General features: G+C 65.5%; 10 protein-coding genes. 3 read left to right on the top strand and 7 right to left on the bottom strand.

Going from position 1 to position 15364, the window contains the following annotated elements; genetic code table 11:
• The first annotated feature begins 4 nt into the window (after window positions 1–4).
• Complete coding sequence (locus tag VN634_00145; GenBank protein HXC49266.1) at window positions 5–2005, top strand: sulfatase; 2001 nt, start codon at window positions 5–7, stop codon at window positions 2003–2005.
• A 26-nt stretch (window positions 2006–2031) separates the two neighbouring features.
• Here VN634_00145 and VN634_00150 read toward each other — a convergent pair whose 3' ends face one another.
• From VN634_00150 to VN634_00170, 5 genes are all read right to left on the bottom strand, one after another.
• On the bottom strand, window positions 2032–3978 hold the full coding sequence (locus VN634_00150) for an ATP-binding protein (protein ID HXC49267.1): 1947 nt from the start codon (window positions 3976–3978) through the stop codon (window positions 2032–2034).
• Window positions 3978–4577: a YfiR family protein gene (locus VN634_00155; GenBank protein HXC49268.1), complete on the bottom strand. Its 600-nt coding sequence runs from the start codon at window positions 4575–4577 to the stop codon at window positions 3978–3980. Before VN634_00155 ends, VN634_00150 begins: the two co-directional genes overlap by 1 nt.
• 29 nt (window positions 4578–4606) lie before the next feature.
• A complete protein-coding gene (locus VN634_00160) occupies window positions 4607–6586 on the bottom strand; it encodes a TonB-dependent receptor (GenBank protein HXC49269.1) in 1980 nt (659 codons plus the stop codon).
• Between the two features lie 281 nt (window positions 6587–6867).
• Complete coding sequence (locus VN634_00165) at window positions 6868–8010, bottom strand: acyl-CoA dehydrogenase family protein (protein HXC49270.1); 1143 nt, start codon at window positions 8008–8010, stop codon at window positions 6868–6870.
• A 156-nt stretch (window positions 8011–8166) separates the two neighbouring features.
• Window positions 8167–9372, bottom strand: coding sequence for an acyl-CoA dehydrogenase family protein (locus tag VN634_00170; GenBank protein ID HXC49271.1), 1206 nt, complete (start codon window positions 9370–9372; stop codon window positions 8167–8169).
• Between the two features lie 108 nt (window positions 9373–9480).
• On the opposite strand from VN634_00170, the gene VN634_00175 reads away from it, so the two are divergent.
• A complete protein-coding gene (locus VN634_00175; protein ID HXC49272.1) occupies window positions 9481–10266 on the top strand; it encodes a hypothetical protein in 786 nt (261 codons plus the stop codon).
• A 14-nt stretch (window positions 10267–10280) separates the two neighbouring features.
• Here the strand turns inward: VN634_00175 and VN634_00180 are convergent, their stop codons facing one another.
• Window positions 10281–11768, bottom strand: coding sequence for a hypothetical protein (locus tag VN634_00180; GenBank protein ID HXC49273.1), 1488 nt, complete (start codon window positions 11766–11768; stop codon window positions 10281–10283).
• Between the two features lie 111 nt (window positions 11769–11879).
• Between VN634_00180 and VN634_00185 the strand changes: the two genes are divergently transcribed.
• Complete coding sequence (locus tag VN634_00185; protein HXC49274.1) at window positions 11880–12914, top strand: AraC family transcriptional regulator ligand-binding domain-containing protein; 1035 nt, start codon at window positions 11880–11882, stop codon at window positions 12912–12914.
• Between the two features lie 12 nt (window positions 12915–12926).
• Here the strand turns inward: VN634_00185 and VN634_00190 are convergent, their stop codons facing one another.
• Window positions 12927–15320, bottom strand: coding sequence for a PQQ-dependent sugar dehydrogenase (locus VN634_00190; GenBank protein HXC49275.1), 2394 nt, complete (start codon window positions 15318–15320; stop codon window positions 12927–12929).
• Window positions 15321–15364: the final 44 nt, after the last annotated feature.

Below are 15364 nucleotides of genomic sequence, written 5' to 3' on the forward strand. Positions count from 1 at the left end.
AGCGATGGCGTCGCGAGCCTCGAGTTTCCTGCGCTGCCTCGGCGCACTGATGCTGCTGACGGCGACGACGTGGGCCGTCGAGATCCCGGCGCTGCTTTTCGTATGGCGTCACCAGACGCTGCCGCCGTACGCATTCTTTCCGAATCAGTCCTACGACTTCCTCGCCAAGATCCGCTGGTTTGCCGGCGCGCTCTTCGATTGGGCCCCGGGGCTGCCCGACCGCTTCGCGGGACTTGCGGTCGGCGACAAGCTTTCGGCTCTTGCGCCGCTGCTGCCGTCGACGCTCGTCGTTGCTGCCGCTGTCGGTGTCATCGGCGGCGCACTGTGTGCGCTCGTCTCGCGGCGGCGCGGAACGCTTCGCGGCGACCTTCTGCTGTGGGCCGCGCTTGCGCTTGTGGTCCACGTTGCCGTCTCGATTCCGGCGTTCAGTCTCGACGAAGGGCTGCGCATCAGCCGGCTTGCGTATCGCGCGCGAAGCCTGGTCGTCGACGGGATGCTGCTCGCGACCGCCGTATCGCTGGTCGCGTGGGTGCTCGCGTGGTCGCTCGCGCCGCTGTTCTCGCGTTCGCGGGCACTGACGATTGCCGGGCTCGTCACAATGGTCGGTGCAAGCGCGCTGGCGATGACGAACGCCCGCCCCGCGCCGGCGGCGAAAGCCGCAGCGAGCGCACCCTCGGCGGGAGCACACCGCAACGTCGTGCTGATCTCGCTCGACAGTCTTCGCGCGGACCACGTGGGCGCCTGGGGCTACAAGCGCGACACGACCCCGAACCTCGACTGGTTCGCGAAGGAAAGCGTGCGGTTCCGCAACGCCATTTCGACGTCGTCGTGGACGCTGCCGACGCACCTGACGATGTTCACCGGCCGCTCGCAGCTTTCGCACGGCGTCGTCGTCGACACGAACGTGCTGCCGACGTCGGTACGCACGCTCGGCGAGATCTTCCACGATGCCGGCTATGCGACCGCGGGCTTCGTCTCCGGGCCCTACGTGAGCGGCCACTACGGCTACGACCGCGGCATGGACACGTATATCGACCTGAGCGCGCAGTGGGGAAAAGGCGCCGAGGCGCGCGCAGCCGTGCTGTCACCGCAGGTCAACGAAAAGGGCCTCGCGTGGCTCGACGAGACGCACGAAAAGCCGTTCTTTCTGTTCCTGCACTACTTCGACATTCACTACGACTACGTTCCTCCGCCGCCGTACGACACGATGTTCGACCCCGGTTACACCGGCACGATGGACGGCCGCATGTTCATCGAGCGCGACGACGTCAATCCGAAGATGCCGCCGCGCGATCTCGAGCATATCCTTGCGCTCTATGACGGCGAGATCCGTTTCACCGACGAGCACGTCGGCCGGGTCCTCGACCGGCTGCGCGAAAAAGGGTTGCTCGATTCGACGGCGGTCATGATCGTCGCCGACCATGGCGACGAGTTCTTCGAGCACGGCAACAAGGGTCATCACCGCACCGTCTACGACGAGGTCCTGCACGTGCCGATGCTGCTGCGGCTTCCCGGCGGCGAGCACGCCGGAGAGACGATCGATGCACAGACGAGCCTCCTCGACGTGTTTCCGACGCTGCTCGATGCAGCCGGCCTGGCCGCGCCGGAAGCAACCGAAGGCGAAAGCCTGGCGGGCTGGATCCGCGGCTCGACGAGCACGCGTACGGCCGTCTTCTCCGATTTCTACGACAAGCGCGGTTTCAACCTGCAGGTCTCGCGCCGCACGCCGGACGAGAAGACCATCCAGCACTTCAACCGCATCACGCACCCGAAGCAGGGAGCGCTCGAAGATTACGATCTGGCCGGCGATCCCGCCGAGAAGAGCAACCGCGCCCGGTCCCGTCGCGCCGAAGTCGCATCCGCCGTCGAAGCCATGACGGCGTGGCTCGACGGGCAGTGGCGTTTTCATCGCCGCACCGAAACCGAGACCGGCGGCAATGCATCGATCCAGATCGACACCGAAACGATGCAGCGGCTGAAGTCGCTCGGCTACGTCGGCGAGTAATTCCGCAATTTCACGCGAAGGCTGCGTCAGCCCGGGGCGCGCCGCGTCGCGATGCCCGACACGCTGGCGATCGTAGCGATCAGCTCCGCGGGCTCGACGGGCTTCGACAGGTGCATCTGGTAGCCCGCGAGCATCGCGCGCGTTCGGTCTTCCGAGCGCGCGAACGCCGTCAGTGCGACGGCCGGCGTGGTGTGACCGAGCGCCCGCTCGAGCACACGGATGTTGCGGATCAGCTCGTAGCCGTCCTGCTCGGGCATACCGATGTCGCTGATGATCACGTCCGGACGCGACGCCTTGAACGATTCGATCGCTTCGCGGGCCGAGGCTGCGCAGTCGGGACTGGCGCCGTGCCCGACGAGCAGCCGGCGCACGACTTCGCGTGCATCAGCCTCGTCGTCGACGACCAGCACCCGCAGGCCTTCGAGCGACATCGGATCACTCGGGAACTTCTGCGGCTGCATCGGCGACCGCGGGTGCGAGCGATCGGCGGTTTCTTCTTCCTGTTCGTGAATCGGCATCAGCGGCAGCTCGACCGTGAACGACGACCCCTGGCCCTCGCCGCCGCTTCGTGCGCGCACCGTTCCGCCGTGAAGCTCGACCAGCTGCTTGACGATCGACAGCCCGAGACCGAGGCCGCTGTGACGGCGCGTGGTCGAGCCATCGGCCTGGCGAAAGCGCTCGAACACGTACGGCAGGAACTCGGCGCGAATCCCCTGCCCCGTGTCCGTCACCGAAATCTCGACGTGCGAGTTCACGCGCGACAGCGCGAGCTGGACGCGGCCGTCCTTGCCGGTGAACTTGATCGCGTTCGACAGAAGGTTCCAGACGATCTGCTGGAGCCGGTTCGGATCGCCGCGCACGGGCCCGACCTTGGGATCGATGAGCGTCTGCAGGCGGATGCCCTTGGCTTCGGCGGCCGGTCCGACCGTGGCGAGCGCGGTTTCGATGACTTCCGGAAGATTCACCTGCTGGACGTCGAGCCGGAGCTTGCCGGCGACGATGCGGCTCATGTCGAGCAGGTCCTCGATGATCTGCGTCTGCATGCGCGCATTGCGCTCGATGACTTCGATCCCCTTGGCGGCGTCTTCGGGCGCAAGCTCGCCTTCGCGCAGCATCATCGCCCAGCCGAGGATTGCCGACAGCGGCGTGCGCAGCTCGTGCGACAGCGTCGCGACGAACTCGTCCTTCAGGCGGCTCGCGCGCTCGACCTCGCCGCGCGCGCTGCGCTCGCTCTCGAGCAGCTGCTCGCGCTGAACGTGCGCCACCTGGAGCTCGAGGTCCTGCTTCTGGATCTGCGTGAGCATTTCGTTGAAGACGTCGGTGAACGCTCCGAGCTCGTCGTCACCGTACTTCCTCGCCCGTGCGGAATAGTCCTTGGTTTCGGAAACGTGGCGTGCCGCCGACGCAAGCTCGGCGATCGGCTTGATGAGGAACCTGCGGATCCGGCTCGCGACCAGGAACGCGCCGAGCATCGTCAGCAGCGCGATGATGAAGACGATGCTCGCGTTGTACCACGCGCGCGAGATCGCCGCGCTGCGATCGAAGACGACCTGAAGGCGACCGACCTCGCCGGCGGGACCGCGGATCTCGTCGGTCACGATCATCCAGCTTCCTTCGAGCCGCCGTCCCTCCTGCCACATCGCGAAAACCGGCGGCCGGATGGACGGATTGTCGTAGCGCGCGAAGACCTTTCCGTCCGGCGTGTAGAGCGTGGCCGATGCAACGTTGTCCGAGTTTTTCAGCGCCGCCAGCGCTTCGTTGCCGAGCTGGGGGTCGCCGAACGCGAGCGGCGCTTCGCTGTTGCCCGCGATGATGTGCACCTGCGCGTCGGCGAGCGACGCCGTTTCATGCTCGGTGTCGAAGTAGTCGATGACCGCAAGAACGGTCGACACCGAGAACACGGCAAGGCCGGTCGTCAGCGTGACGAGCAGCGTCAATTTGGTTCCGAACGATCGGATTGGACGCAGTCTCATTAGGGGATTTCTTCGCCGCCGACGATCTTCGCGAGCTTGAGCACTTTTGCGCTGATCGTCACACGCGATTTCTGAATGGCTTTCGGATTGGCCTGAAACAGTATCCGATCCTGCTCGAAGACAAAGCCGATCATGCCTCCATTCTCGACGAAGTCGGGGGTGTCGCCGACGGTCAGTGTCTTCGACGGATTCAGGCGTGCAAGGATCGTCGCAATCGGTTCGGGTCCCGCCGAGCAGATGTACACCAGATGGGACTGCTCGAGACTGCGGTAGAATTCCTGACGGTCAGCGTCATCCGAGCCGTACGGTGCGTGCTCGAGCACGACCTGACGCCCACCGATCGGCTGGCTGTGACGGATGACCTCGGACAACACCTTGTCGTCGTCGCACTCCCCCACCTCGGTAACGACGATCGGGCTGTCGGGCTGCTCGAACGCATCGTCGGGCCATTGCGAATAGCGGATGAAGTTGAGGACGTAGGCCGCCTTGACGCGTCCTGCCTTCTCGACGTCGAGCGTCTGCGCATGCGCACGCACCTCGCCGCCGGCGACGATCGCAATCGTCGCGAGCAACAGGAACGTGTGCAGGCAGCGCTTCATGAATCTGGCCGTTTCCCTCGACAAAACGCCTAAAAGTGGAAGTTCACTTCTGCATAGACCGCACGCTCGACCTGAACGTCGGACGCTTCCCTGTGCCGTTCTTCGAGAAGGTTCTGCCCCCAGAGGACCAGGTCGATGTTCTTCGTGGCGTGCCACGTTACGCCCTGATCGAGTCTCACGTACGACGGCACGCCGAGCGTGACGACATCATCGACGTAGTAGAGTCCGGTATTGAGCTCGATCTGGTCGGTCAGGTCGAAGAAGGAGAAGACCTTCACCTGGTGATGCGGTGAGGTACCTTCGTCCGACGGCAGAATATCCCCGTGAATCTCCAGTTTGACGTATGAGTAGGACCCCTCCAGCGACCAGCGTTCGAACGGCCGCCACATGGAACTGACCTCGACACCGTAACTCTCCCCGGATCCGGCATTCGCGAACGTCCCGATGAGCGTCTTCGGAACGAACAGCAGGTTCGAATAGTCGTTATAGAAAGGAGCGATGTCGAGTGTGAGATTTTCGAAAAACCGGTGCCGGTACCCGATTTCATACGCGATCAGTTTTTCCGACTTCGCGTCGGGATTGCCGAGCACGCCGACCGGCTGCTGCTGCCCGCCGGCTTCGGCAATTGCGACGACCAGGAAGCCGTCCTGTTCGAGGCGGGTCGGCACACGAACGGGTCGCGAGATCGACGCCCACAGGGTGTCGCGATCATCCGGCGTCCACCACAATCTCCCCCCGGGCTGGACCTCGAATCCGGTGAAGCTGTTGTTCTCGAGCTTGGTGCCGATCATCGCGAACAGCTCGTTCGGAACGAGCGTGATCGTGTCCTGGACGAAACCGCTGATCGTGTTGAGCTTGCGCGACCTGGGATCGAGCGAGACGATCTCGCTGTCGCGCGACCGGTCGGCGCTGGTGCGGTCTCCGAGACCCCACTGGATGTCGTTGCGCGCGCCCAGGCGGAAGTAGTGGCGGAAGTCGAAATCGATCGTGTCGCGCTCGACGTGGAACCCCGCAGCCTGCGTGCGTGACGTACGATCGTAGTACGCCTGCATCGACAGGCCCGCGGTCGGTGAAATGGCGTGACTGCCGCGCATCAGCAGGTTGCCGCCGTTGGTCCAGCCGGTGTTGATGTCCTGCAGCGGCTTCTGGTTCGCCTGCGGAATCGCCGTCGACTCGCCGAGATGCCCGAGGTTGTAGATGTCGCCCTGCACGGTGAAGTTCGTGAGCCCGTGCGGAATGTCGACGCGGAATCCGCCGTGTGCGAGGTCCCATGCGTCGTGCGCGGAATCGGTGCGCTCGCGGCCGGGTCTGCACTCGCCCGCAGCATCGAGATCGCAGTTCTGCTGCGAGTAGTGATCGCGGTCGAAGTATTTGCCGAAAACCCGGTACGTTGCGTTTCCAAGCTTGCCGCCGTAGCGGGCCGACGCGAAGCCGTGCTCGATGTTTCCGCCGCCGGCCTTGACGTACAGGCCCTGCGTCTCGGCCGAGCTCTTGGTGATGACGTTGATCACGCCGTTGACCGCGTTCGCGCCCCACAGCGTGGCGCCCGGGCCGCGGATGACTTCGATGCGCTCGAGATCCGTCAGCAGGATGTCCTGGACGTCCCAGAACGTTCCGCCGAAGAGCGGGTCATAGACCGCGCGGCCGTCGATCAGGACGAGCGTTTTGTTGGCGAGCCCTCCAGCGAACCCGCGCATTCCGACCGTCCACGAATGGGAGTTGGTGCTGCCCACGTACACACCGGGAACGATTCGAAGAACGTCGGCAAGCGTGTGGTGCCCCGTGCGGCGAAGCTGTTCCGGGGTGATCACGTACACCGCGGCGGGTGACCGGAACCAGTCCTCCTCCGAACCTGCGACGGTCGTGACCTGGACATTCATCAACTCCTCGATCGGCGCTGATGCTGCCTCCTCGACCGTGAACTCGCGCGCGGCGTCTGCCGAACCGGCGAAGATGAATGCTGCCGCAGCGGTGAGCGCTGCGACGAGTGCGGTTGTGAAGCGTGCCATTTCCCGCTGTGGGCGCACCGAGCCGGGTCCGGCTTCAGCAGCCCTTGCAGGTGAGGCAGAACTCCGTCGATCCATGTCGATTGCCCTCCAGACAGTTCGGACAGCAGTCTCGAGGCCGGCCCCTCTATGCCGGTCGAACGAGGCTGACGCCATGCCAGCTTACTGAATGTCAGCGCCGTGGATAGCTTTGCTGTTCCGCTCGCTTGGCGACTCCGCCGTCAAAGTCGAACGTGCCTGCGCGTATTGGCGCATCCGGGCGGGTACCCGGGATGTGAGAAAGGTCAGAACCCTTGGAGCGAGGCGAACCGGTCGCGATGCCACGCCGCGTCGCCGAAGGTCATCTCCGAGCCGCGCATCCGCTTGAGATAAAGCCCGATGTCGTGCTCGTCGGTCATGCCGATGCCGCCGTGCATCTGGACGCCTTCATAGCCGGTCAGCACCGCGGCGTCCGAACAGCGGGCCTTGGCCACGGAGACCAGTGCGCGTGCGTCCGCGGCAGCATTGTCGAGCGCCGTCGCTGCGCCGAGCACGGCCGAGCGCGCCAGCTCCAGCTCCACATAGACCTTGGCTGCGCGATGCTTGAGCGCCTGGAAGCTGCCGATCGGCACGCCGAACTGCTTCCTGGTCTTCAGGTACTCGAGAGTCATCTCGAACGTGGCGCGCATGTTGCCGAGCATCTCGGCGCAAAGCCCGACCGTCGCACGGTCGAGTGTGTCTTCGACGACGGCCGCGCCGCCCCCTTCGTTACCGATCATCGCGGACGCCGGAACCTCGACGTCCGACAAGCGCACGATCGACGACGGCCGCAGGTGCATGGTCTTCTGCGGAACGACCGTAAGGCCGGCAGCTCCACGTTCGACCAGGAACAGCGACAGGCCGGCCGCGTCGCGCTCGCCGCCCGAGGTTCGCGCAACCACGACGAGCGTGCTTGCGGTCGCGCCGTCGAGCACGAGCGTTTTCTCGCCGGAGATCCTGTAGCCGGTTCCGCTTCGGACTGCGCGCGTCGCCGAGACGGTCCGGTCGTAGCGCGAACCGCGCTCCTGCCACGCCAGCGTCATCGTGCGCGTGCCGTCGGCCACCGACGGAAGGATTTCCTTCTTCTGCTGGTCGCTTCCGCCGAGAAGCACGGCGTTCGCGCCGAGCAGGACGGTCGACAGCAGCGGCTCCGGAACGAGGTTGCGCCCGAATTCCTCCAGAACGCATGCCAGCTCGACGTTTCCCATGCCGAGCCCGCCGTACTCCTCCGGTATGAGGATGGCAGGCCATCCGAGCTCGGCCATCTTTGCCCACAGCTGCGGCGAGTATCCGGCCGGATCGTCGCTGTCGCGAAGCTGGCGAACCCGGGCAACCGGTGACTCCTTCTTTACGAAGTCGGCAGCCGACGATTTCAGCATCTGTTGGTCTTCGGTCAGTACGAGGCCCATCTGTATTCACCTGGCCGCCGCGCTTCGCGGCTATTGCGCGCTCTGCGCGCATTCCTGTGGCGCGCTCTGCGCGCATTCCTGTGGCGCGCATCGCGCGCGAAAACATTGGCGCGCCGCGTGCGCGCAAGCCTGCGCGCACCGTGCGCGCGAAACGGGTCAGTCGGGAAGTCCGAGCACGCGTTTGGCGATGATATTGAGCTGAACCTCGGAGGTGCCGCCTTCGATCGAGTTGCCGCGCGCCCTGAGCCACGCGCGCGTCGCATCGAGCTCGGTGCTGTCGAAGCCTTCGCCGTCCCAGCCGAGCGCCTGCGGGCCGAGGATGCCGACGAGCAACGCCGTACGGTCCTTGTTGAGCTCGGTCGCGTAGTATTTGAAGATCGACGACTCCGGGCCCGGCTGCTGCCCGAGCTTGGCCGCTTCCTTGGTGCGCCTCAGCGTGAGCTCGAGGCACGTCTTGTCCATCGTCAGCTGCGTGATGCGGTCGCGCAGCACGCCGTCGCGAAGACGGCCGTTCGCGTCGTCGCCGACATACGAGCGGGCCGCCTTGACCAGCTCGTTCTTGTCTTCGGACTCGTTGAACGCTTCGCTGATCATGCTGCGCTCGTGGCCGAGCAGCGCCTTGGCCATCGTCCAGCCGTTGCCGACGCCGCCGACGACGTGCGCGTTCTCGGCACGCGCGTCTTCCAGGAACGTCTCGCAGAACGGCGAATACCCGCTGATGAGCTTGATCGGCTTTACCGTCACGCCCGGCTGATCCATGTCGATCAGCATGAACGTGATGCCTTCGTGTTTCGGCTTGTCGAATTCGGTGCGGACCAGCACGAACATCCAGTCGGCCTTGTCGGCGTAGCTGGTCCAGACCTTCTGGCCGTTCAGGATCCAGTGGTCGCCGTCGCGAACGCCGCGGGTCTGCAGTCCGGCAAGATCCGAACCTGCGCCCGGCTCCGAGTAGCCCTGGCACCAGCGGACCTCGCCGCGGCAGATCTCGGGCAGGAAGCGGTGCCGCTGCGCGTCGGTTCCGTACTGCAGCAGCAGCGGACCGATCATCGTCAGGCCGAATCCGATCAGCGGCGGCTTTGCGCGGATGCGTCGCATCTCTTCGCCGAGCACTTTCGCTTCTTCCTTCGAAAGCCCTCCGCCGCCGCAGTCCTTTGGCCACGTGGGCGCGGTCCAGCCGCGCGATGCCATGCGATCGAGCCACAGCTTCACGTCCGGATTCGGATACGTTTGTTTTTTCCCGCCCCAGGCCAGCTCATCGGCAAACGACGAGCTGACGGTACCCGCGCCCCAGCGCATCGATGCCGGACAACTGGCCTCGAGCCAAGCCCGCGTATTTTCCCGAAAAGATTCGATTTCGCTCATCGGCCGGCGAGTCTAACGGACATCTTTGCCATTCCCAACAGCGGCACGCGCCGGTATTGTCGAGGTGCATCCAGCGGGCTGGTTCCGCGCGCTTCGGGGGAGGCCGGCATGAGCACAAGAACGATCCTCGGTAATTCTTTCGACAAGTGTTTCGGGCAGCGATTCGCAGCGCGCCGCCGGCCGCGAGTGCAACGCAGGATCGTCCGCCTGGCGTGCGCCGTATGGCTGGCCGGCGCCGTCATGCACGGCAGCGCGTACGCCGGGCCGGCTTCGGCAACTCCGCTGCTGTTCCCGATGGTCGCGACCATCTGCGAGATTCTCGATACCGGCGGCAATCCCGCCTGCGGTCGCGAAATCATCATCGGAGGCAAGGACGAGTCGCCTGCGTGCACGATCAACCCGTCCGACTGCGTGCACGACAACAATGCGCAATTCTTTCCGTTCACGTACGGCGAGAATCGCATGGGCGGCGTGCACGCCGACGACGTCGCCGATCTCGCGTCGCGCGGAGGCCTGTGCCTCGGCGGCGATACGGCCGCGTGCGACGGCCTACCGTATGTCGCGATGGACGAGCTCGTGATGTCGAAGAACAAGGTCTCGCGCCTCGCGGCACTCCGCCGCGGAACTTTTCCGACGTTCTTCCACGACGAAATCACCGCGGGCCACTCCGTCGTCGTGCAGCTTCCCGTCATCGATGAGGTGGACTGCGAGAAACCGGCCACCGGCCTCGAACCGGACCGCCTCGTGCTCGGAGTGGTCACGCTCGACCTCCGCGAGCTCGAGGTCTTCGGCACGCGCCAGGAGCGCTTCCTGCGCGCGGTGCTCGTGTGCGGCGTGACCACCGGCGAGCCGGGCGACGGCGTCTACGATTTCGGAACCAGCGGTACTCCGTAGCCCGCGCCGCGCATTCAGTCGCCGTCGCGAATCGCGACGATGCCGCCGACCGTACCGACGTACGCTGCCCTTTCCGTCTTCGGGCGCAGCGCAATGCCCGCATAGTGGTTGTTGAAGCTCAGGCCAGTTCCCGCGAGCTGTTTCCACACCGTTGCACCGGTACGGAAATCGAGCGCCGTCCAGAACCATGCGTCGCTCGTCGTGTTCACCGGGTCGGGATCTTTCGTGTAGAGGTAGACGAGACCGGTCTTCGTCGAGACTTTCGGCACGCAGCTCGGCGCGCGCTCCGTGCTCGTCCAGACCACCTCGCAGCCGCTTCCATCCTCCGCGACGTCGATGCGCGTGATGCCCGGCGACGAGACCGGGCCGTTCAGCGTCGTAAGAAGATAATACCCGTAGTTGTTCTCGACGATCAGCGAGTTGCCGACCGCGATCAGGGAATTCTCGGTAGCGCTCGCGCCGGCCGAAAACACCGGCACTTCGCAGACGACGCGGTCCTGGCCCGGGGCGAGCGCAGCATCCTTGCGGTAGACCACGACGTTCATCGGATCGGCGTTGTCGGTAATCGCCACGTATCCGCCGTTCATGATCGTCGGCGTGGTGCCGGAGCCCGCGTTGAACTGGCCGGTCTTCTGGACGCCGCTGTTCTGGTACGGCTGCGACCAGACGGCCGCCGGGACATTGTCGGCGCCGGCAGCGAAGCGATACATGCTCGTGTCCGAGACGATGTAGACGGCGTCCTCGTCGACGGCGAACGAGTTCTCGATCTCTTCGCCGAGCGTGATGCTCTGCGTCTCGCCGCTTTCCAGGTCGAGCACGCCGACGATGCCGCTGTAGCGGCCGACGAACCACGCCCTTCCCTGCCAGTCCGGCAGCACCGACGTGATGCGATCGCCGGCGAGCACGCCGCTCAGGTCGTACTCTCCCGCAAGCGAAAGATACGGCGCCGACTTGTTCACCTGATAGATGAGGATGCGCCCGTCGGCTGCGCCGATCACCGCGCGATCCTTGTTGTCGAGGTAGAAGTAGACCCCGCCCGAGGAGCTCGTGAACGGGTCCTGGCCGGGCGGCGCTTCGACGTACGGAAGATCCACCTGGGCCAGGGTCCGCAGGCTGCCAGGCTCGATCACATAGAGCACGCGTGTCGAAAGGTTGCTGCACGCGGTGACGATGCGGCCGGACCGGTCGAACGCGATCGAAATGCAGTCGCGTCCGAGCGAAGTCGAAAACACCTGCGGATCGCGTCCGACCGGACCCTTTCCCCAGTACGTGTCGGTCATCCACGGATCGTTGTGGAGGTTGCTGCGGCCGTTCCTTGCCATGAACGGATGCTTCGGCGGCTTGTCGACCTTCAGCGGCTTCGCCGCTGCGGCAGCACCGCTGTACGCAGGCAGCGTCGTTGCCGCGCCGCTGCTGGCGATGGGCCCGGCGAACGCCGGCAGGACGGCGGTAAGAACCAACGTGACAGCGAAAAGGGAGGCTGCGGCGTGATGGCGGCTCATGGCGGTCAATCTAGTCCGCGCCGGCGGACCACGGGTGCCATCCTCGGGCACTCCGCGTGTCAACAGGACAGAATTCCGCCGGGGCCGTCGCGCATGTATCGTCGCGGCCCGATGCGCGCCGACCTCCTCATCTCCGGAAGCTGGACACGCATGGTGCTCGCCAGCCTCGAGCAGGTCGGGCTCGATCCCCGCCGACTGTGCGGCGCGGCCGGCCTGTCGTACGCGCAGCTTTCGGATCCGGACGCACGCGTGCCTCGTGACATGGCGGGACGCCTGTGGCGCGAAGCGTCACGCGAAAGCGGCGATCCGCTGATCGGACTGCATGCCGGAGTGCGCGTCGCGCCGGCCGCCAACAACCTGCTGTCGCACATGGTCATCAGCAGCCCGACCTTCCTCGACGGGCTACAGCGCACGATCCCGTACCAGCGCGTGCTTGCGCACGGACGCGTCGTCACGCTCGAGCGGCGCCGCGACCTGTACGCGATCTGTTTCCGGCGCGTCGACGGCGATCTCGCGATCACGCGCAACGAAATCGAGTTCATGACCGCGGCCTTCACGCGGCTGGCCCGCTTCGCCGTGGCCAGGCAGTGGCGGCTTTCCGGCGTCCGATTCGAATTTCCGGCTCCGCTCTCCACGGCGGAGTACGAGCGGGTGTTCGGTTGTCGGGTCGCGTTCGCCGCGCGCGAGAACAGCCTTCTCGTCGCCGAGGAAGTCATGACGGCGCCGCTTGCCCACCACTGCCCGGCCGTGCTCGAAGCGCTGCAGGCTGCAGCCGACTCCGCCATCGAGCGGCTTCAGCGCCCGAGCGTCGTCGGCGAGGTGCGTTCGCGCATCCTTGCGCGCATGCGGCTTCGCCGGCCGGATTCGTCCGTGGAAACCATTGCGGCCGAGATGCACGTGAGCCCCCGCACGCTGCAGCGCCGCCTCGAGGCTGAAAGCGCGAGCTTCTCGGCCGTCCTCGAGCAGGCCCAGCGCGACCGCTGCCTCGAGCTGCTCGGCGGACCGGCGACGCTCGAAGAGATCGGCACGGCGATCGGCCTTTCCGGCTCGCGCGCGCTCGCAAGGGCGTTCAAGAGATGGACCGGCCGCACGCCGTCCGAGCACCGCCGGTTGAGCCGCGTCGAGCCGGACGTGGCGAAAATCTAGCGGGCACGCGACCTACGGCGTGTAGAGTCGCGCCTGCGGAATCACCTGCTTCGGCTGGCTCGCGCTCGACCACGAGAGCCGGATCGCCGCGCGGTTGGTCTTCTCGAAATACTCGATGCGGATGCTGTACTTCTGTCCGCCCGTCAGTGTGATCGCACCGCTCGCCTCCGCGGTATTGGGGCTTACCCAGCGATCGATGAGCAGCGCGTTGTTGACCCACAGCCGCACTCCGTCGTCCGCCAGCAGGTAGAACGTGGTCGGACCCGTGAACTGCGGCTGGACCTGTCCGGTCCAGCGCGCGCTGAAATTGTCGGTCGGGTAACCGGTAACCGGCGCGCCCTTGCCCCAGTCGAAGCTCACCGTGGGATCGATGCGCGTGGTTGCGGTTCCCGTCAGATCGCGAGTTCGGAAATACGCGCCCGACAGACCGTTGCCGTTCACCGCCACCGGCGAGAAGCTCGCCGTGTAGGTCGTCGCGGCACTCGGTGTCGTTACGTTGTGCGTCGCGGCACCGCTGTCTGACCACGACGAGAAGTTCCACGTCGTAGACCCGGAGGTCTGCGGCGAGACAGCCCCGATACTGCGCAGCATTCCGACGACACCGAGAACCGACGACGGCGCCGTCACCGGCTGGCCGTCGAGCGTGAGCTGGAGCCCGGTCGGACTGCTCGCGAGCGTGATCGTGGACGTGTTCGGAACCACGTCACGGAACACGGTATGCACGAGATTACCGGAGTCGCGCACCGTCAGGTAGATGCGATACCACACGTTGGCTGCGGTCTCGCCGGTATTCGGGATCACGAAAGAGCCGCTGGTCACTCCGCTGAACGGCTGGATGAACGGATGCACGTGCGTATCGTGATGGAAGTCGACGCGCCACGTGAAGGACGACGCCGGGATCGACGGATCTTCCTGGTCCGCTGCGGTGCCCGCATACAGAATCGTCTGCCCGGCGTTGTAGTGGGTTCCCGCGGCCGGCTGCGTGATGGTCGCCGTCGGCGCGGTGTTGGCGGTGACCGTCAGCGTCGCATCCGCGCTCGTGTCCGATCCGAAATCGTTCTGGACGACGCAGCGGAACAACGCACCGTTGTCGGACTGCTGCACGTTCGAGATGTTCAGCGTGGCAGCATTGGCGCCGGTGATGTCGGCGTGGTTGCGCTGCCACTGGTACAGGAGCGGCGGGCTCCCCGACGCGGAAACCGAGAAGCTTGCGGTCGCACCGACCGTGACCGTCTGGCTCGAGGGGTCCTGCGTGACGTTGGGCGGGTCGCTCGACGTGTAGCGGATGCGCCCGACCGCTCCCGCGCCACGTGCAAGATAATAGAGGCTACCGTCGCTGCCGACGCGAAGATCGACCGGCGCCGAAACCGAGCTGGCGAAGATCGGCGCGCCGTTACTGGACGGAGGCGCGTCCGGATCGATCACCCGGATCCAGTTGCCGCAGTAGTCGGCGAAGAAGTACAGCCCGTTGTAACCCGAAGGGAACGAGACCGTCGACGGACTGTAGAACGCGCCGCCGGTGATCGCGCAGCCTTGCGAGTGGTCGTACGAGTAGATCGGGCAGGTAAAGCCGGAGCCGGTGCAGCCGACCGGACCTTCGGAGGTCGGCCAGCCGTAGTTTGAGCCTGCGATGCCGTCGTCGATCTCTTCCCACGTATTCTGTCCGACGTCGTTGATGAGCATGCGACCGCTGGCCGGATCGAACGTGAACGTGAACGGATTGCGCAGCCCGCGGGCCCAGATCGCCCGGTTGTTGCCGGTAGCCGTCTGGTAGAACGGATTGTCGGTCGGAATCGTACCGTCGGAATTGATGCGCAGGATCTTGCCGAGGAGATTCGTCATCGCCTGCGAGTTCGAGCCGACGGCATTCTCGCCGGCTGCAATGTAGAGCTTGCCGTCCGGGCCGAAGTGCAGCGCGCCGCCGTTGTGGTTGGTCGCGCTGAGGTTCTCGAGATCGAGCAGCACGGTCTCGCCGGCCTGGGCGACATCCGGATTGGCAAGGCTCGCGGTGAAGCGGCTGACCCGGTTGTGGATCGGCGACGTCGACGTCGTGTAGTAAACGTAAATGAAACGGTTGCTCGCAAAGTTCGGATCGAACACCACGCCGAGCAGGCCGCGCTCGCCCGACGAATTGACCGATAGCGTCAGGAACGGTGTTGCCAGCAGCGCTCCGTTCTTGATCACCCGCAGCGCGCCCGTCTGCTGAGAGACGAAGATCCTGCCGTCGGGCGCGATCTCCATTGCCGTCGGCGATGCGAGCCCGCTCGCGACCACGCTGTCGCTGAAGCCGGCCGGAACCGTCGCGGCCGGTGCCGGCGTGCTCGTGCACAACATCAGGAACAGGACGGCAGTAGTGAATCGGAAAGGTCCGCAGCCCGGCCGGCTGCCCATCGTACGAAAAATCATGCTGATCCCCCCGCCTCTGTCAGGCTTGGCCGGATTGTTACCCG

The sequence above is a fragment of the Candidatus Limnocylindrales bacterium genome (assembly GCA_035571835.1).
Taxonomy (GTDB): Bacteria; Desulfobacterota; Binatia; order UBA1149; family CAITLU01; genus DATNBU01.